Here is a 16,928-nt window from a genome sequence, read left to right as displayed (position 1 = left end):
CCTGATCATCCTCCTTGGACGGCGACGAGGACCTCCACCTGATCGCCGTCGGCGAGGACGGTCGTCGCCCACGCGGTGCGCGGCACGACCTCCGCATCGACGGCGACAGCGACACCGCGGTCCCGGTGGGGCATGTCGAGGATGTCCAGCAGCCCGTCGACGGTCGTCCCGGTCGGGACGTCGGAGCGGTCGGTGCCGTTGACGGTCAGGCTGAGGTTGGGCATGGCGCGTTGGGCTGAGTATCGCGGCCGCGGCGGCTACACGTGCACGCTGGCGAAGCGATCGGGCGCGAAGGCGGGGTTGATGCCGTGCGCCTCACCGACCAGCAGGGAGACGATCCGGTCGGCCGTGACCGGGGTGAGCAGGACGCCGTTGCGGTGGTGGCCGCAGGCGAGAACGACGCCCTCCCAGGCGCCCAGCAGCGGCGCGTTGTCCGGGGTCGCGGGGCGCAGGCCGGCGATCGCCGCCTCGAGGTCGAGCTCCAGGACCCCGGGCACCAGCTCGCCGGCGTCGCGCAGCAGCTCGTAGACGCCGAGCGCCGTGACGGTCGTGTCGTAGCCGCGGTCCTCCATCGTGGCGCCGAGCACGATGCGGCCGTCCTGCCGCGGGACCAGGTAGCCGCCGTCCCAGCGCACCACGTGATCCAGGAGCGGGCCTTCGCCGGCGCGGGCCGCCAGCCGCAGCAGCTGGCCCTTGACCGGCCGCACGCGCAGGCACGGCAGCCCGCCGATCCGGGCGGCCCACGCCCCGGCGGCGATGACGACGCGCCCGGCGGGCAGGTGCTCGCCGGTGGCGAGGGTGGCGCCCGCCGGGCCGACCGACCTGACCTCGCAGCCCGCCCGCAGCGTGACGCCCCGTCGCTCGCAGGCGACCAGGAGCGCCTCGCAGACGGCGCGCGGGTCGACCGCGTGGTCGCCCGGGGCGTGGAACGCGGCCCGGATCGCCGGGGCGAGGGCGGGCTCCAGCCGGCGGGCAGCTGAGGGCAGCAGGCGGGCGACCGGGACGCCGAGCTGCTCGCGCAGGCGGATCTCGCGGTCGACGTGCTCGGCCTCGTCGCGGTCGCGGGCGACGACGAGCGTGCCGCAGTCCCGGAAGCCGACGTCCAGCCCGGAGTCGGCCTCGAGCTCGGCGGCGAACGTGCCCCAGCGCGCGGCGCTGTCCAGGCCGAACGCCAGCAGCGCACGCTCCTGGGCGTCGGCCTCGGCGACCGGGGCGAGCATCCCGGCGGCGACATGCGCGGCGGCGAGGTAGGACGGCAGCCCGCCGCGCTCACAGACGGTGACGGCGAGGCCACGACCGGCTGCGCGCCACGCGATGGCGAGCCCGATGATGCCGCCGCCGACCACGAGGACGTCGGGCGTCTGACCGGCCGGATGTGCGCTGGCGGTGCTCAGAGGGTTCAGCGTAGCCCGCGCGCTCCGGCGCCCTGCCAGACTTCCCGGTGCGATGGATCGCCGCTCCCGCCTGCAGGCCGCCCGCCTGTACCTCGTCACCCCGGCCATCGCGCCGGACCGCCTGCATGCCGCGCTCGCCGCCGGCGTGGACATCGTGCAGCTGCGGATCAAGACGCCGGAAGGCGACGACGAGCTGCTGCGCGAGGCCGCGATCGTCCGCGACGCCTGCGCCGCCGCCGGCGCGCTGTTCGTCCTCAACGACCGGCCCGACCTGGTCCGGGCGTGCGGCGCGGACGGCGTGCACGTGGGCCAGGACGACCTCGCGATCGCCGCGGCGCGGGCGCTGGTCGGGCCCGACCGGATCGTCGGGCTGTCGACCCACTCCCCCGCCCAGATCGACGCCGCCCACGCCGCGGACGGCCGCGTGGACTACATCGGCGTCGGGCCCGTGCACGCCACGCCGACCAAGCCGGGCCGCGCGGCCGTGGGCCTCGACCTGGTCACCGACGCCGCGGCGCGCGCCACGCTTCCGTTCTTCGCCATCGGCGGGGTGGACTCCGCGACGGTCGCCGCCGTGCGCGCGGCCGGCGCGACACGGGTCGCCGTCGTCCGCGCCGTCACCGAGGCCGCCGACCCCGCGGCAACGGTCCGTGAGCTACGCGCCGCACTCGGCGAGGAGGCCCGCGTTGGGATCGCGTAGCCGCAAGCGCGCCCGGCAGCCGGCGCGCCCCGCGAAGCCGGCCGCATCGGCGCCGAAGCCGAAGCCGGACGCGTCCGCCGCGGCCCGGCCGTCGCTGAAGAAGCCCGAAGCCGAGGAGGCCGCCGACGGGCCGCTGGACGCGTTCAGCGCGGTGGCCGCGCCGGCGGCGGCGGCCGCGGCCAAGCCCGCAGCCGCGGCTACCACCACGGCGGCGCGACCCGGCCGTTCCGCGACCGACGGCGGTCCCGACCCGGCAGCCCGCCCCAAGCGCCTGCGCGGGGAGGCCGCCAACGAGGCGGTCCGCGCCGGCCTGGTCCCCCTCGGCCCGGGCGAGCGCCCCCCGGCGCTGCTGATCGCGATCGTCGTCACCATCCTGCTCGGCGGCGGCAACCTGCTGTCCTACATCCTCGGCTTCGAGGTGGAAGGCAGCCGCCCACCCGCGACCGGCGTCATCAGCTTCGCCTCGATCATGTTCGTGGCCGCCTGGGGCATGTGGAGGAAGAAGTACTGGGCCGTGCTCGGATTCCAGGCGCTGCTCGCGCTGATCATCGTGATCTTCGCGCTGTTCCTGCCGACCGCGTCCAACCTGGCGGCCGTCGGCGTCTGCACGGCCGTGGCCGGCCTCGGCGGCTGGCTGTTCTGGAAGCTCGTGCGGGTGCTCTCGCGCCTGCAGATGCCCGAGCGCCCCGGGCGCTGACGCCGCCTCCAGCGCACCGTTGTATAGGCTCGAAGCATGGCTGAGAGCGCGTACGACGTCGTGGTTATCGGGTCGGGTCCGGGGGGGTATGTCGCGGCGATCCGCTCGGCGCAGCTGGGCATGAAGACCGCGGTCGTCGAGAAGGGCGACATCGGCGGCCGCTGCCTGAACGTGGCGTGCATCCCCGCGAAGGCCGTGCTGCGTGTGGCGGACATCCTGTCCGAGGTCCGCGAGGCCGGCGACTTCGGCATCACCGTCGGCGAGCCGACCGTGGACTTCAGCGCCGTGAGCGCGCGCCGCGAGAAGGTCGTCGGGACCCTCACCGGCGGCGTGTCGGGCCTGATGAAGAAGAACGAGATCGACGTGATCGAGGGCACCGGCGCGGTGACCAAGGACGGCAACGTCGTGGTCGACGGCAACGAGATCACGGTGAACAAGGGCGTCATCCTCGCGACCGGCAGCGTGAAGAAGCCGATCCCGGGGACGCAGTTCGGTGGCCGCGTGATCGGGACCGAGGAGGCGTGGGCGCTGGACGAGCTGCCCAAGACGATGGTCGTCGTCGGCGCCGGCGCGTCCGGTTCGGAGATCGCGTCCGCGTACGCCCGCCTGGGGGTCGAGGTCCAGCTGTTCGAGGGCCTCGAGCGCGTGCTGCCCTCCGAGGACGCCGACATCTCCAAGATCGCCGAGCGCGGCTTCAAGAAGCAGGGCATCAAGGTCCGCACCAAGACGTTCGTCGAGAACGTCGAGACCACCGACGACAAGGTGACCTTCACCTTCGGCGGCGAACCCGGCGAGGCCGAGTGGCTCGTCATCGCCGCCGGCCGCGGCCCGGACGTCGAGGGCCTGGGCCTGGACGACGCCGGCGTGAAGCTGCTGGAGAACGGGCTGATCGAGGTCGACGGCACGCAGAAGACGAACCTGGACAAGGTCTACGCGATCGGCGACCTGGTCCCCGGCCCCGCGCTGGCGCACAAGGCCTCCGACGAGGGCGTCATCGCCGTGGAGGCGATCGCCGGCAACAAGACCCACGCGATCGTCCACGTCGACATCCCCCGCGCGACCTTCTGCACCCCGAACGTCGCGTCGTTCGGGCTGACCGAGGCGCAGGCCAAGGAGGCCGGCCACGACGTCGTCGTCGGCAAGGTCCCCTACGGCGCCGTCGGCGCGGGCACCGTCTACGGGGACCGCACCGGCCTCGTGAAGATCATCGGCGACAAGGAGTACGGCGAGATCCTCGGCGGCCACGTCGTCGGTGCGAAGGCGACCGAGCTGATCCAGGAGCTCGTCAACGCCAAGGCCCTCGAGGGCGGCTACCCCGAGGTCGCCCGCATGGTCCACGGGCACCCCACCATGAGCGAAGCCGTCATGGAGGCCGCACGCGCGGCCGACGGCTGGCTCATCCACGGCTGAGGACGGGAACCGATTTCGGGCGAGCTGCCGCTGACGGTCCTCGGGGCCGGCAGCGGCACCGCGGACGGGACGCCGATGCCGGCGTTCTACGTCGACTTCGCGAGCCCGGAGTGCTACCTGGCCTGCGAGCGGATCCTGTCGCTGATGCCGGTGCCGGTGGAGTGGATCCCGGTGCAGCTGTCGCCGGAGCCGCTGCCGGACGCCGAGCGCACGCGGCTGGCCGATCTGGCCGACGCGCGTCACATCCAGCCGATCCGCTGGCCGCCGCCGTTCGACGCGGACTTCGTGACGCTGACGGCGACCTACGCCAAGTCGATCGGGCGGGCCGTCGCCTTCGTCCAGGCCGCGCTGCGGCAGGCCTACGCCGGCGGGCGGGACCTGTCGGTGCAGGACCACGTGCTGATCGCGGCCAGCGCCTGCGAGATGCACCCCACGGCGATCCTGAAGACCGTCCAGACCCGCGGGCCGCGGCGCACGCTCGACCGCGCGATCGCGACCGCCGCCGAGCGCGGCGTGCAGCGCACGCCCGCGATCTGGGTGCCGCCGCCGGCCGGCAGCCCGGCGGCAGCCGCGGGACGTGTGCTGCACGGGGACGCGGCGCTCGAGGACGCGGCCGCGCTGCTGGCCGAGCACGCGACCGACTGACCGCGGCCCTTCGTCCCTGACGGGCTACGGCTTCGCGGCGATGCGGGCGAGGCGGCCGATGAGCGCCTCCACGAGCGGGCCGTAGGTCGCGTGCAGCGCGGCCTCCAGCGGCCCGGGCGCCGCGATGGTGACCGTCACCCGGCAGCCGCCGGGCACCGCGTCGACCACGTGGTCCATGTCGACGACACCGGCAACACGCCAGGACCAGGCGCGTCCCGGCTCGACCGCCGTGATGGTCACCGGGACCGGCACGGCACCGAGCAGCCGCGCCGCCCCGCGGGCGCCGTCGCGGACGGTCCCGTCGGCGCCGGCCAGGCCCCACGCGCCGCGCAGGTGGGGTGCCCAGCGCTGCCACTGGTCAGGGCGCGCGAGCAGCGCCCAGGCGGCAGCAGGCGGGGCGGTGCTGGTGGCGGTGCGGCTGACCATCTCCCGGGGTACTCCCCCGCTCGCGGCAGGGATGAACGTACGCGACCACACAGACCGCCGGAGCCGATGCTCCACTAGGGTGCTCGTCGGTGGACGACCGCGCATCCGAGCTCACGAACGAGGCGAAGATCGCCCTGGACCTGCTGCACACCTCCGGCTCGGCGTCCGTCAGCGGACTCCGCGCGGCCGGCGTCACGATGCCCGCCCAGGCGCTCTACGCGCTGCAGCTGGCCGGCTGGCCCGTGGTCCGGCGCGGCAGCACCTGGAAGCTGACCGACCCCGACGCCCCGGTCCCGCCGAAGCCCGCACCGGTCCCCCGCGTGCGGCGCGTCACCCGCGACGAGTAAGCGCCCACCCCGCCCGGAGTAGGCTCCAGGGGGTGTCCGAGACCACCACCACGACCCCGCCGGCGACGACCGCCAAGGGCACCACGACGAGCGCCGAGCCGACTCGCGCGCAGGCGCAGATCGCCCGGCGCAGCGCCGAGTCCCGCGCGATCGTCCCGGACTTCACCGTCCGGCTGCAGGTGGTCCTGGACCGCGACGGTTCGACGGCCGGCGGCGCGACCTTCACCGCGCGCGTGGTCCGCGCGTGCGCGCAGGCGCTCCGCGAGCAGCCGGCGCTGAACGGGGCCTACCGCGACGCGCAGCTCGAGCAGTACAGCCGGGTCAACGTCGGCGTGATGGTCGACACGGGCGACGCGATCGTCACCCCGACGATCTTCGACGCCGACACCAAGGACGCGGCACAGTCCGGACGCGAGATCGCCGCGCTCGCGGCCCGCGCACGGGCCGGGGAGATCACCCAGCCGGAGCTCAGCGGCGCGACGTTCACCGTCTCGACTGTCGGGACGTTCGGCGTGGACGCGATCGTGCCGGTCATCGTCCCGCCGCAGGCGGGCGTCCTCGGCGTCGGTCAGGTCCGGGACCGCGTGGTCGCCGTCGACGGCGCGCCCGTGGTGCGTCCGACGGTCGAGCTCACCCTCGTCTGCGACCACCGCGCCGTCTACGGGGCGGCCGCGGCAGGCTTCCTCGCGCGGGTCGGCGAGCTGCTCGCGCAGCCGTAGGCACTCGGCCCGCGGGCGCCGGTCAGGTCAGCGGGTCGGTCAGGGCTGGACCGCGACCGGGGTGGTCACGGTGCCCGTGGCGTCCGTCGCGGTGGACGCGGGCGTCGTCGCCGTGCCGCCGGTGGTGGTCGCCGGGAGCTCGGGGACCGTCACGGCGGGCGTGCTGCCGACGCTCGAGACCACGCCGCCGAGGCCGCCGGTGAGCTGGCTCAGGATGGCGCCGAGGAGCGCGGTCGCGTTCTGCACGGTCTGGCCGACCACCGGCAGGGCCGGCTTGACGAGGTTGCCGACGGCGTCGCCGACGTTCGTCAGCGTGTCGTCCAAGGCGGTGCCGAGGTCCTCCACGGCGTCCCCGACCGGCGCAAGCGGCTTGTCGATCAGCGGCTTGGCCGGCGGCTTGGGCGCAGGGTCTGCGGCGGGCTCGGACGGCACGACCGGCGCGGGGTCGGGCTTCGCGGCGGCGGGTGGCGGCGTCACCTCAGCGGGCCGCGCCACGGGGGCGGGCGCGGCGGCGACGCGGCGCTTCGGGGCCTTCGCGGCGGGCGCGGGCGAGTTGGTCGTCGTGGTCGGACGCGGCGCGGCGGCCAGGACGATGCGCCGCGGCGCCTCGGCCGGGGCGCGGTCGGACCGGATCGAGGCGACGACGGCCTGCTCGTCGGCCGTTCGGCGGACCTCGACGCCCGGCCAGCCCTGGAAGGCGATGAGGGCGCTGACCAGCGAGAGCGCGACCGAGCCGGCCAGGATCAGGCTGAGTCCGGCACCCAAGGAGGCCACGAGGCCACGCGTCCCACGCATCTGGACGAATATCGGCACACCCGGCGCCGAGCTGAAGCCGCAGCGCGGCGGCCGGGCGCGCTGACGCTCTCGCCGGGCCGTTCAGCGACCCCGGCGACCGGGGTTGTCGACGCCCGCGAGCACCGCGTTCGGCTGCTGGTCGTTGTCGCGCGTGACGACGACCCCGTCGCCGCGCTCCCCCGAGAGGTCGACGTAGAGGCACAGGTTCTTCGCCGGGTCGTCGCCGGCGAAGCACGTGCGGTAGAGGAAGTCCGCGGGCTTCCAGACGTTCGCGCGGTCCAGGTGGCGCACGAACTCGGGCTCGCCGTTCGCCTGCACCCAGGCGCGCGCGGCCGCCAGCTGGCGCTCGTCGTTGCCCGAGGCGTCGACGACCGCGCCGTGGTGCAGCACGCCGAGCGCGAGCAGCAGCCCGAGCATGCCGACGAGCGACAGGCTCGCCGCCCGGTCGACCGCGATCGCCTTCGGGAGCGACGTGGAGCGGCGCCGCAGCAGCCAGCCCCCGGCCGGCCCGGCCACCGCGAGGACGACGAGGTTCGCCATGCCGGCCAGCAGGAACGCGGCCACGACGCCCGTCCCCTCCCCGGCGATCGGCAGCTGGTGCAGCGTGACCGTGCCGAGCACCGTGCAGACCGCGAACGCCGGCAGCTGCCAGGCGCCGCTCAGCCGCCACCGCAGACGCCGGGCGCGGTCGCGCAGGCCGTCGTCCGGATCAGGCTCGTGGCTCGCCGCGCGGTCCATCCCGTCCACCAGGGTAGACCCGGCACGGCGGACGGGTCGTAGAGTGGGCGCATGGCCATCGGAGAGCTGCGCGTCGTCCGCCTCGGGCTCGTGGAGTACCGCCGGGCGCTGGACCTGCAGCTGCGGCTCTGCGCGGAGCGCCAGCAGGACACGATCCCGGACACCCTGCTGCTGCTCGAGCATCCGATGGTCTACACCCAGGGCCGCCGCACCGAGCCGCACGACCTGCCGATGGGCCGCGAGTGGTACGCCGGCCAGGGCATCGACGTCGTCGACGTGGACCGCGGCGGGAAGGTCACCTACCACGGCCCGGGGCAGCTGGTGGGCTACACGATCATGCGCGCGGAGGGGGTGCAGGAGTTCGTCCGCCGCATGGAACGGGCGCTCCTGGCCGGCATCCGCGCCGAGGGCGTCGACGCCCGGACCCGGAACGACGAAGGCCGCGACTACACGGGCATCTGGGTGGCGGACCGCAAGGTCGCGTCGATCGGCATCCACGTCTCGCGCGGCGTGACCACCCACGGCTTCTCGGTCAACGTCACCTGCGACCTGCAGCCGTTCGGCTGGGTCGTCCCCTGCGGGCTGCCCGAGTCCCAGGCGACGTCGATCCTGAAGGAGATCGGCGGGGACGCATCACCGGCGCGGCTCGCGGGTCTGGCCGACCGGATGGCCGTCGCACTCGCCGCCGAGCACGACCTCGAGCCCGTGGACGCCGACGCCGCGACCGTGCTGCCGGCCCCGGCGCTGTAGCGGCTACGCGGCGCCGGCCGGCAGCGCCGTCACGTCGACCGTGACCCGCAGGCTCTTCGTGTACCCGCGGGTGTAGATCACGCCGCTCACCGGCGCGATGTCCTGGTAGTCGCGCCCGTACGCGGTGACGATGTAGCGGCCGCCGACGACCTGGTCGTTGGTCGGGTCCACGTCCAGCCAGCCGGCCCCCGGCATCAGGACCGAGAACCAGGCGTGCGAGACGTCCGCGCCGACGAGCTTCTCGCGCCCGGGCGGCGGGTCGGTCTCCATGTAGCCGCTCACGTAGCGCGCCGGGAGGCCGAGCGACCGCAGGCACGCGACGCCGACGTGCGCGAAGTCCTGGCAGACGCCGTGACGCTCCTTCAGCGCCTCCTCGGGTGTCGTGTCCGTCTTCGTCTCCCCCGGGGCGAACTCGAAGTCGGCGTGGATCCGGGAGGTGAGCTCGCAGACGGCCTCGACGATCGACCGCCCCGGCGTGAACGACGGCTGCGCGTAGGCCGCGAAGTCCGGGCCGCTCCGCACGAGCGCCGAGTCGAGCGCGAAGTGGACGGCGGCGACGGCATCCGGCCCGGGGACGACCCCGACCGAGTCCCGCACCTCCTCCCACGAGCGGTCGCCCAGCAGCGGCAGCGCGCCGGCGGCCTCGTCGACCTCCACCACGCTCGAGGTCGTCAGGTGCAGCCGGCGGTGCCGGTGCTGGATCGCGACGTGCTCCACGCGGTTGCCGAAGTAGTCCACGTGCTCGCGCTGGTGATCGGGGCGGGGATCGACGACGACGCCCGCGCTGATGCAGCGCTGGCGCGGGGCGTCCCGCGGCAGCATCCGCAGCTGGCTGTAGCTCGCCGACACCTCGGCGGCGTACTGGTACTCGGTGCGGTGCACCACGCGGTAGCGGACGGGCATCAGGAGCCCTCCAGGTTCTGCTGCGGCAGGCGGTGCACGAACTGTTCGCGCTCGAGTGCGTCCGCCGCACGGCTGAGGAGGTCGTGCAGCTCGTCGAGCAACGCGGCGAGGCCGCTGCGCTCGCCGTCCTCGTCCGGGACCGCCAGCGCGACGTGATCGGCCAGGGCGAGCGCCGTCGTGGCCCGCAGCACGAGCTGCTGGTCCTTGCGCAGGCGGCCGTCCGAGCGGGCCGGCAGGGCGCCGAGGTCGCGCGTCAGGCGGTCCAGGCCGAAGGCCAGCGAACGCGGGTTGCCCGGGTCCAGGAGCAGCAGCTCGAGGGCGTCCGGGACCTGCGCGTGGGCGCGGTAGCGGCGGCGGTAGATGATGATGCTCTCGGTGCTGGCGACGACAGCCTCGAGCACGAGCGGGTCGGCCGCGGCGCCGTCCGTGCGGGCGAGCGTCGCGCGCAGCAGCGCGATCACCTGCAGGCAGCGCTCCAGCCGCCGCCCGCCGTCCAGGAAGCGCCACCCGAGGTCGCGCACCATGCTCTCCTCGCCCAGGCCGCCGAGCGCGAGCAGGCCCTGCATGAGGCGCTGCAGCGTCTCGCGGGCCTCGGCGTCCGACAGCGAGAGCGCCCCGCCGCCGTTGCCCCCGGTCCGCAGCCGCAGCAGCTGGCGGTCGAGCGAGCCGACGACGAGCCAGGTGTCCGAGGACAGCTGGTCGCGCACCCCGTAGGCCGCGTCGAGCATCGCGCGGACGGCGTGGGCGACGCTGCCCGGCAGGTGGTCGTCGACGAGCAGCGTCCGCTGCAGGACGCCCGTGTCGGGCGGGACGGCCGACGCCGCACCGGTGACCGCGCCGAGGGCGGTGCCGAGCGTCGCCAGCGCCCGCTTGCCGGCGTCGCCACCGCTGCCCAGGAGCTCGCTGCGCTGGTCGTGCATGACGCGCAGCAGCCGCGTGACGGCCTCCGCGCGCTCGGCGTAGCGGCCGAGCCACCACAGGTTCTCGGCCGCCCGTGCCGACAGGCCGCCCATCGGGTCCAGGCTCGCGAGCGCCGGCCCGGAGAAGCTGAGCGCCTCCCGTTCCGGCTCCGAGGTCAGGACCCAGGTGTCCTTGCTGAGCGCGCCCTCCTGGTTGGAGATCCGCCCGCCGCCGTTGGCGTCCGGGGCGACCCGGGTCAGGCCGCCCGGCATGACCGCGTACGAGCCGGCGGCGGCGACGGCGAACGTCCGCAGCACGCAGCGCCGCGGCAGCAGCCCGGCGTCGGTGAGGGTCGGGACGCTGGACAGCGTGACCGGGTCCTGCGCGACCCAGGCCGACGGGCGGTGCTCGATGCGGCGCCGCAGGTCCTCGAGCTCGAGCTGGGACAGCTGGGCGCCGAACAGCGACTTGCTGCCCGCGGCGGCGGTGATCGGGCGCAGCACGAGCTGGTCGAGTCGCTCGAGGACGTGGGCGCGCTCGGCGGGCAGCCCGCACCACCAGCTCTCCACGCACGGCAGCTCGGGCTCGCGGCCCAGCAGATGGCGGCCGATCGCGGGCAGGAACCGCATCAGCGCCGGGTTCTCGAGGATGCTCGACCCGAGCGTGTTGACGACGGACACCGTCCCGCGGCGCGTCGCCTCGACCAGGCCGGGGACGCCGAGCTGGGAGTCGCGACGCAGCTCGAGCGGGTCGCACCAGCCGCCGTCGACACGGCGCAGGACGACGTGCACCGGCTCGAGCGCGCCGAGCGACCGCATCCAGAGGCCGTCGCCCTTCGCGATCAGGTCGGACCCCTCGACCAGCGGATAGCCGAGCGTGGACGAGAGCACCGCGTGCTCGAACGCCGTCTCGTTCCACGGTCCGGGCGTGAGGACGACGACGCGCGGGTCCTCCACCCCGGGCGGCGCGATGTCCCGCAGCGCGCCGCGGAGCGTCCGGAAGAACGGCGCGAGGCGATGGACGCCGGCGTCCCGGACCAGGCTCGGCAGGACGCGCGAGACGACGGTGCGGTTCTGCAGCGCGTAGCCGAACCCCGACGGCGACTGCGCGCGGTCGGCGATCACCACCCAGCGGCCGCTGCCGTCCCGCCCGAGGTCGGTCCCGACGCAGAAGAGCTGCCGCTCGCCGGGGAGCCGGATGCCGTCGCAGGCGAGCAGGAAGCCGTCGTGGCCGAAGACGACCTCGGGCGGGAGCAGGCCGCGCCGCAGCAGGTCACGCGGGCCGTAGAGGTCCTCGAGCACGAGGCCGAGCAGCTCGGCCCGCTCGGCGACGGCGGACTCGATGCCCTGCCACTCGCGGCTCGACAGGACAGCGGGCAGGACGTCCAGGCGCCACGGCTGGCCCGGCCGCGCCGACGCCCCGTAGGCGTTGTAGACCGCGCCGTCCTGCTCCATGACGCGCTCGGCCTCGGCACGCCGGCGCAGGAGCTCGTCGACCCCGAGCGCGTTGATCGCCCCGGACAGGTGCTCCCAGTGCGCACGCGGTCGCCCGTCCCCGCCCAGCATCTCGTCATAGCGCTCCGGGGGCGCACGGTACGAAGCGGAGGGCGTGAGCACCGGCGGTTCCACAGGGGGTTGTCGGATCTCAGTGCCAGCGGACGCGGCGCAGATCCAGCGTGCGAGCGTATTCGCCCGGGCGGCCGGACGCCGCCGTGAAGCCGATCAGGCCCGAGGCGCCGGGGACGAAGCGGCTCGCGCGACGGGCCTGCGCCTCCTCGCCGGTGGCCGGGCGGGTGTCGTAGTGCCGGCCACCGGGGTGGCTCACGTGGTAGGTGCCGCCGACCGTCGCGACACTGCTCCAGGTGTCGACCACGTCCAGCCGCAGGGGACCGTGGACGCCCACCGTGGGGTGCATCGAGGACCACGTCTGCCAGGCGCTGAAGCGCACCGAGCCGACGACCGTCCCCGGGGTCCCCGTCGGCTGGACCGGGACCTCGTGCCCGTTGCAGACGACCACGTGCCGCCCGGGCGTGAAGCCGTCGACCCGGACCTGGAGGCGCTCGACCGAGGAGTCCACGTATCGCGCGGTGCCGGTGCCCGCCTCCTCGCCGAGGACGTTCCACGGCTCGACCGCCATCCGCAGCTCGAGGCGCAGCTCGTCGGAGGCGACCTCGCCCAGCAGCGGGAAGCGGAACGCGAGGAACGGGCCGAGCCAGCGGTCGTCGAAGGCGAACCCGTGGCTGCGCAGGTCGGCGGTGACGGCGTGGATGTCGGCCTCGCACCACCAGGGGAGCAGGAAGCGATCGTGCAGCTCGGTGCCCCAGCGCACGAGCGGTGCGTGGTAGGGCGCGGCGGCACAGCGGGCGACGAGCGCACGGACCAGCAGCGCCTGGACGAGCGACAGCTGCGGATGGGGCGGCATCTCGAAGCTGCGCAGCTCGAGGACGCCGAGGCGACCGGACTCGCTGCGCGGGTTGAACAGCTTGTCGATGCAGAACTCCGCGCGGTGCGTGTTGCCGGTCAGGTCGACCATCAGGTTGCGCAGCGTCCGGTCCACGAGCCACGGCGGCGGGGTGCCGCCGTGCTCGAGGGCGGTCAGCCGGTCGAGCTCGTTGAACGCGATCTCGAGCTCGTAGAGGTTCTCGTGCCGGCCCTCGTCCACGCGGGGGGCCTGGCTGGTCGGGCCGACGAAGCGCCCGCTGAACAGGTACGACAGCGACGGATGGTGCTGCCACAGCGTGATCATGCTGCGCAGCACGTCCGGGCGCCGCAGGAAGAGGCTGTCCGGCGGCGTGGCGCCGCCCAGGGTCAGGTGGCTGCCGCCCCCGCTGCCCTCGTGGATGCCGTCGAGCGCGAACTTCTCGCTGACGAGGCCCAGCGCGGCGGCCTCCTCGCTGAGGATCGCGCTGCGCTCGCAGAGCTCCGGCCAGTTCGCGCTCGGGTGGATGTTGATCTCCAGGACACCGGGGTCCGGCGTGACGTCGAAGCGCTGGCCACGGTCGTCGCCGGACGGTGCGTAGCCCTCGATGACCACCGGGAGCCCCGTGGCCGACGCGGCGTCCTCGACGACGCCGACCAGCTCGGCGGCGTGGGCGAAGTCCGGCAGCGGCGGGAGGAAGACGTGCGGGTGGCCGTCCCGGACCTGGACGCAGACCGCGGTGTAGAGCGGGGTGTCGCCCGTGTCCGTGGTCACCGCTGCCGGCCGCTGGCCGGCGGCGCCGTTCTGCAGCCCGGTCGTGACCGCCGGGTGCATCGCGCCGGGCATCGTGACGATCCCGGGCGGACGCGACCCGGCGGGGGCCAGTGCCGGGTGGGGCGCGAAGCGCGAGAGCTCGGGCTCGACCCCGGCGGCACGCCAGTTGAGCGAGGCCAGCGGCAGGCGCAGGCCGATCGGCGAGTCGCCCGGCATCAGGAACAGCGCGCCGCGGCGCAGGTGCCACACGCCGGTCCGCCAGGTCTCGTCCCCTGCGGTGCGGTGCAGCGGCAGCACCCAGCCGGCCGGCTCGCCGCGGCCTGCGTCGAGCGCGGCGATCAGGGCCGTGCGCGCGTCGGCGTCGGCGGGCGCGTCCGGGTCGGGGACGGGGGTCTCGAGCTCCGGCGGCTCACCGGCGGGGAGCATCGCCTCCGCGAGCGCCTGCGCGACCGGGTCCTCGTAGACCGGGACCGCGAGGCCGGCGGGGACGCCGAGGGCGGCGACGATGGCGTCCATCAGCCGCTCGGCGTCCGCGGCGGTGGCGGTGCCCGGCGTCGACGGGTCGGCGAGCAGGCGCGGCTCGCGCCAGAGCGGCAGCCCGTCGGTGCGCCAGTGCACGCCGATCTTCCAGCGCGGGAGCGGCTCGCCCGGGTACCACTTGCCCTGGGTGTGGAGCAGCATCGCCCCGGGCGCCATGCGGTCCGCGAGCCGGCGGGCGAGCTTCGCGCCGAGGACGTACTTCGTGGGCCCGAGCGCCGCCACGTTCCACTCGTCGGCGTCCGGGTCGTCGGCGGCGACGAACGTCGGCTCGCCGCCCATCGTCAGGCGGGCGTCGACGGCCTGCAGCCGGCCGTCCACCGCGTGGCCGAAGGCGTCGACCGCCGCCCACGTCTCGTCGTCGTAGGGCTCGGTGACCGTCGGCGTCTCGCGGACGCGGGTGATGGTCGTCGAGAAGTCCATGTGCGTCCCGACCGGCTCCGTCGCGCCGCTGATCGGCCCGGCCGTGGCAGGGTCGGCGGTGCAGGCCAGCGGGATGTGGCCCTCGGCGGCGAGGTACCCCGACGTCGCGTCGAGCCCCACCCAGCCGGCGCCCGGGACGTAGGCCTCCGCCCAGGCGTGCAGGTCGGTGCTGTCCCGGGGCGGGATGCCGCTCGGCGCCCGCAGCTGGATCGAGTACCCGGAGACGAAACGCGCGGCGAAGCCCAGCTCGCGCAGGATCCGCACGAGCAGCCAGGCGCTGTCGCGGCACGAGCCCACCCCGCGCTCGAGCGTCTCCTCCGGGTCCAGGACGCCGGGCTCCATCCGGACGCTGTAGTCGACGGCCGCCCGTACCCGCTGGTTGATCGCGACGAGGACGTCGATGACGCGCGCCGGGGTGCGATCCACGCCGTCCAGCCAGGCCGCCAGGCGCGGGCCCGGCGCGTCGGTGACGGAGAACGGCGCCAGCTCGGCCCACAGCTCCTGCGGGTAGGCGAACGGCCAGAACTCAGCGCCCTCCTCGACGAAGAAGTCGAACGGGTTGATCGGCTGCAGCTCGGCCAGCAGGTCGACCTTCACCTCGAGCCGCGCGATGGGCTCCGGGAAGACGATCCGCGCCAAGTGGTTCCCCGCCGGGTCCTGCAGCCAGGTGAGGAAGTGCTCCGCCGGCTCGATCTGCAGGCTGTAGGCCAGGATCGGCGTCCGCCCGTGCGTCGCCGGGCAGAGCCGCACGATGTGGGGCGCGGCCGCGACGGGTCGGTCGAACGTGTAGGCGGTGCGGTGTTCGAGGGCGATGCGCGTGGACAAGCGTCCAGCGTTTCACGCTCCGCAAGCGACGCCAGCGCCGTGTGGTCCCAAACTGGCTCGCCCGCACTGTCCGCGCGGTCGAACGGTCCGCCGTCGAACCGGCGTCGCGGGCGCGCGACGCCGGAACGGATCAGGCCGGGTCAGGCGTCGTCGGCCTGCATGGCCGCGAAGCCCAGCCCGGCCGCCGCGACCGCGGTGCCGCCGGCCAGGACGACCGTCGCCTTCGAGAGCGATCCGTTGCGCCCGCCGAGGTACGCGGCGACCGCGTCCGCGAGGTCGCAGGCGATGCCGATCTGCCACCACACGCGCCGCGAGGGGCCGGTGGTCTGGGTGGTCCCGACGGCGAGCGCGACGTCGCGGATGCCGAACAGCCGCGCCATGTACGAGAGCTGCGGGTTGTCGGCCGGGCTGAGGCCGAAGAGCCGGCCGGCCAGGCCGGGGGCGAGCCAGGCGCCGGCGCCGACGCCGAGGCGGAGGGAGCTGAGGATCTTTGCGGGTTCCGTGGGCATGGTCCGCGAGCCTAGCCGGGCGATAGCCTGAAGGGGATGAGCGGCGACGCGCACAAGACCCGTTCGCGGTCCAACCCGGGCGGCATGGACGTGCTCACGGTCCTGGGCAGCGACGTCCTGCCGCTCCGCGAGCGCAAGCCGGCCTGGTTCAAGGTCCCGGCGCCGGGCTCGGACCGCTACCGCGAGCTGAAGAAGATCATCAAGACGGAGAACCTGAACACCGTCTGCGCCGAGGCCGCGTGCCCGAACATCGGCGAGTGCTGGGAGCGCGGGACCGCGACGTTCATGATCCTCGGCGAGACGTGCACGCGCCGCTGCGGGTTTTGCAACGTCACGACCGGCAAGCCGACGTGGAACGACCCGCTCGAGCCCGGGCGCGTCGCCCGCTCGATCGCGCGCATGGGCCTGCGCCACGCGGTCATCACCTCGGTCGACCGGGACGACCTGCCCGACTACGGCGCCGGCATCTGGGCGCAGACGATCCGCGCCGTCCGCCGCGCCGCGCCGCGCACCAAGGTCGAGGTCCTCACGCCGGACTTCCGCGGTCAGGAGATGCCGCTGGCGAAGGTCATCGCCGCGCAGCCGGACGTCTTCAACCACAACGTCGAGGTGGTGCCCCGGCTGTACTCGATCGCCCGCCGCGGCTCGACGTGGGAGCGCTCCAACCGCGTCCTGCAGAACGCGAAGGCGATGGGCGGGGACGCCGTTGCCACGAAGTCCGGCCTGATGGTCGGCTTCGGCGAGACCCACGACGAGGTCCTCGACGCGCTCGGCACGCTGCGGGCCAGCGGCGTGCAGATCATCACGATCGGGCAGTACCTGCGGCCGACCGAACGGCACCTGCCGGTGGTCCGCTACTGGCACCCGGACGAGTTCAAGGCGATCGAGGTCGCGGGGATGAAGCTGGGGTTTGACCACATCGCGTCCGGGCCGCTGGTCCGGTCCTCCTACCACGCGGACGAGCACGTGGCCCAGGACGAGCCGGGCGTCGGGCCGATGGCCGCGGCGGTGTAAGCGC

At 74.7% G+C, this 16,928-nt stretch carries 17 protein-coding genes; 8 read left to right on the top strand and 9 right to left on the bottom strand.

Annotation, left to right across the window (positions count from 1 at the left end):
• Positions 1–5: 5 nt before the first annotated feature.
• Both thiS and thiO read right to left on the bottom strand, forming a co-directional pair.
• A complete protein-coding gene (thiS, locus tag DSM112329_RS01160; protein ID WP_354699971.1) occupies positions 6–224 on the bottom strand; it encodes a sulfur carrier protein ThiS in 219 nt (72 codons plus the stop codon).
• A 33-nt stretch (positions 225–257) separates the two neighbouring features.
• Positions 258–1,346: a glycine oxidase ThiO gene (gene thiO, locus DSM112329_RS01155; RefSeq protein WP_354699970.1), complete on the bottom strand. Its 1,089-nt coding sequence runs from the start codon at positions 1,344–1,346 to the stop codon at positions 258–260.
• A gap of 100 nt (positions 1,347–1,446) precedes the next feature.
• Between thiO and thiE the strand changes: the two genes are divergently transcribed.
• The 4 genes from thiE to DSM112329_RS01135 all read left to right on the top strand — a co-directional run bounded on the left by thiE (position 1,447) and on the right by DSM112329_RS01135 (position 4,846).
• Positions 1,447–2,094: a thiamine phosphate synthase gene (gene thiE / locus DSM112329_RS01150; RefSeq protein ID WP_354699969.1), complete on the top strand. Its 648-nt coding sequence runs from the start codon at positions 1,447–1,449 to the stop codon at positions 2,092–2,094.
• On the top strand, positions 2,081–2,791 hold the full coding sequence (locus DSM112329_RS01145; protein ID WP_354699968.1) for a hypothetical protein: 711 nt from the start codon (positions 2,081–2,083) through the stop codon (positions 2,789–2,791). The genes thiE and DSM112329_RS01145 overlap by 14 nt, the downstream gene beginning before the upstream one ends.
• A 36-nt stretch (positions 2,792–2,827) precedes the next feature.
• Positions 2,828–4,201, top strand: coding sequence for a dihydrolipoyl dehydrogenase (gene lpdA / locus DSM112329_RS01140; RefSeq protein WP_354699967.1), 1,374 nt, complete (start codon positions 2,828–2,830; stop codon positions 4,199–4,201).
• Between the two features lie 75 nt (positions 4,202–4,276).
• Positions 4,277–4,846 (top strand): DsbA family protein, encoded by a 570-nt coding sequence (locus DSM112329_RS01135; protein ID WP_354699966.1) that lies wholly within the window; start codon positions 4,277–4,279, stop codon positions 4,844–4,846.
• A 24-nt stretch (positions 4,847–4,870) separates the two neighbouring features.
• Here the strand turns inward: DSM112329_RS01135 and DSM112329_RS01130 are convergent, their stop codons facing one another.
• Positions 4,871–5,272 (bottom strand): SRPBCC family protein, encoded by a 402-nt coding sequence (locus DSM112329_RS01130; protein ID WP_354699965.1) that lies wholly within the window; start codon positions 5,270–5,272, stop codon positions 4,871–4,873.
• 89 nt (positions 5,273–5,361) lie between these two features.
• On the opposite strand from DSM112329_RS01130, the gene DSM112329_RS01125 reads away from it, so the two are divergent.
• The gene (locus DSM112329_RS01125) at positions 5,362–5,619 is read left to right on the top strand and encodes a hypothetical protein (protein ID WP_354699964.1); all 258 of its coding nucleotides are present in this window, start codon (positions 5,362–5,364) and stop codon (positions 5,617–5,619) included.
• A 32-nt stretch (positions 5,620–5,651) separates the two neighbouring features.
• Positions 5,652–6,338: a 2-oxo acid dehydrogenase subunit E2 gene (locus tag DSM112329_RS01120; RefSeq protein ID WP_354699963.1), complete on the top strand. Its 687-nt coding sequence runs from the start codon at positions 5,652–5,654 to the stop codon at positions 6,336–6,338.
• 39 nt (positions 6,339–6,377) lie between these two features.
• On the opposite strand, the gene DSM112329_RS01115 is transcribed toward DSM112329_RS01120, so the two are convergent.
• Both DSM112329_RS01115 and DSM112329_RS01110 read right to left on the bottom strand, forming a co-directional pair.
• Positions 6,378–7,133 (bottom strand): hypothetical protein, encoded by a 756-nt coding sequence (locus tag DSM112329_RS01115; RefSeq protein ID WP_354699962.1) that lies wholly within the window; start codon positions 7,131–7,133, stop codon positions 6,378–6,380.
• An 81-nt stretch (positions 7,134–7,214) separates the two neighbouring features.
• A complete protein-coding gene (locus DSM112329_RS01110; RefSeq protein ID WP_354699961.1) occupies positions 7,215–7,871 on the bottom strand; it encodes a hypothetical protein in 657 nt (218 codons plus the stop codon).
• 51 nt (positions 7,872–7,922) lie between these two features.
• On the opposite strand from DSM112329_RS01110, the gene lipB reads away from it, so the two are divergent.
• The gene (gene lipB, locus DSM112329_RS01105) at positions 7,923–8,621 is read left to right on the top strand and encodes a lipoyl(octanoyl) transferase LipB (protein ID WP_354699960.1); all 699 of its coding nucleotides are present in this window, start codon (positions 7,923–7,925) and stop codon (positions 8,619–8,621) included.
• A 3-nt stretch (positions 8,622–8,624) separates the two neighbouring features.
• Here the strand turns inward: lipB and DSM112329_RS01100 are convergent, their stop codons facing one another.
• The 4 genes from DSM112329_RS01100 to DSM112329_RS01085 form a co-directional block, all read right to left on the bottom strand.
• Positions 8,625–9,524 carry a transglutaminase family protein gene (locus tag DSM112329_RS01100; protein WP_354699959.1) on the bottom strand — a complete coding sequence of 300 codons (900 nt, stop codon included), beginning with the start codon at positions 9,522–9,524 and terminating at the stop codon, positions 8,625–8,627.
• The gene (locus DSM112329_RS01095; protein ID WP_354699958.1) at positions 9,524–12,040 is read right to left on the bottom strand and encodes a circularly permuted type 2 ATP-grasp protein; all 2,517 of its coding nucleotides are present in this window, start codon (positions 12,038–12,040) and stop codon (positions 9,524–9,526) included. Before DSM112329_RS01095 ends, DSM112329_RS01100 begins: the two co-directional genes overlap by 1 nt.
• A 28-nt stretch (positions 12,041–12,068) precedes the next feature.
• Positions 12,069–15,401, bottom strand: coding sequence for a transglutaminase family protein (locus tag DSM112329_RS01090; protein WP_354699957.1), 3,333 nt, complete (start codon positions 15,399–15,401; stop codon positions 12,069–12,071).
• Between the two features lie 140 nt (positions 15,402–15,541).
• On the bottom strand, positions 15,542–15,910 hold the full coding sequence (locus DSM112329_RS01085; RefSeq protein WP_354699956.1) for a hypothetical protein: 369 nt from the start codon (positions 15,908–15,910) through the stop codon (positions 15,542–15,544).
• 36 nt (positions 15,911–15,946) lie between these two features.
• On the opposite strand from DSM112329_RS01085, the gene lipA reads away from it, so the two are divergent.
• Positions 15,947–16,924, top strand: coding sequence for a lipoyl synthase (lipA, locus tag DSM112329_RS01080; RefSeq protein WP_354699955.1), 978 nt, complete (start codon positions 15,947–15,949; stop codon positions 16,922–16,924).
• Positions 16,925–16,928 lie beyond the last annotated feature (4 nt).

The sequence above is a fragment of the Paraconexibacter sp. AEG42_29 genome, from assembly GCF_040581415.1.
Classification (GTDB): Bacteria; Actinomycetota; Thermoleophilia; order Solirubrobacterales; family Solirubrobacteraceae; genus Paraconexibacter.
Note: the sequence above shows the minus strand (reverse complement) of the source record. Positions and strands in the feature narration are given on the sequence as shown.

Coding starts and splice junctions, on each gene's coding strand:
- DSM112329_RS01135 (WP_354699966.1), top strand. CDS start 4,277: ATGCCGGCGTTCTACGTCGACTTCGCGAGCCCGGAGTGCTACCTGGCC.
- DSM112329_RS01115 (WP_354699962.1), bottom strand. CDS start 7,133: ATGCGTGGGACGCGTGGCCTCGTGGCCTCCTTGGGTGCCGGACTCAGC.
- lipB (WP_354699960.1), top strand. CDS start 7,923: ATGGCCATCGGAGAGCTGCGCGTCGTCCGCCTCGGGCTCGTGGAGTAC.
- DSM112329_RS01130 (WP_354699965.1), bottom strand. CDS start 5,272: ATGGTCAGCCGCACCGCCACCAGCACCGCCCCGCCTGCTGCCGCCTGG.
- lpdA (WP_354699967.1), top strand. CDS start 2,828: ATGGCTGAGAGCGCGTACGACGTCGTGGTTATCGGGTCGGGTCCGGGG.
- thiS (WP_354699971.1), bottom strand. CDS start 224: ATGCCCAACCTCAGCCTGACCGTCAACGGCACCGACCGCTCCGACGTC.
- DSM112329_RS01100 (WP_354699959.1), bottom strand. CDS start 9,524: ATGCCCGTCCGCTACCGCGTGGTGCACCGCACCGAGTACCAGTACGCC.
- lipA (WP_354699955.1), top strand. CDS start 15,947: ATGAGCGGCGACGCGCACAAGACCCGTTCGCGGTCCAACCCGGGCGGC.
- thiE (WP_354699969.1), top strand. CDS start 1,447: ATGGATCGCCGCTCCCGCCTGCAGGCCGCCCGCCTGTACCTCGTCACC.
- DSM112329_RS01110 (WP_354699961.1), bottom strand. CDS start 7,871: ATGGACCGCGCGGCGAGCCACGAGCCTGATCCGGACGACGGCCTGCGC.
- DSM112329_RS01085 (WP_354699956.1), bottom strand. CDS start 15,910: ATGCCCACGGAACCCGCAAAGATCCTCAGCTCCCTCCGCCTCGGCGTC.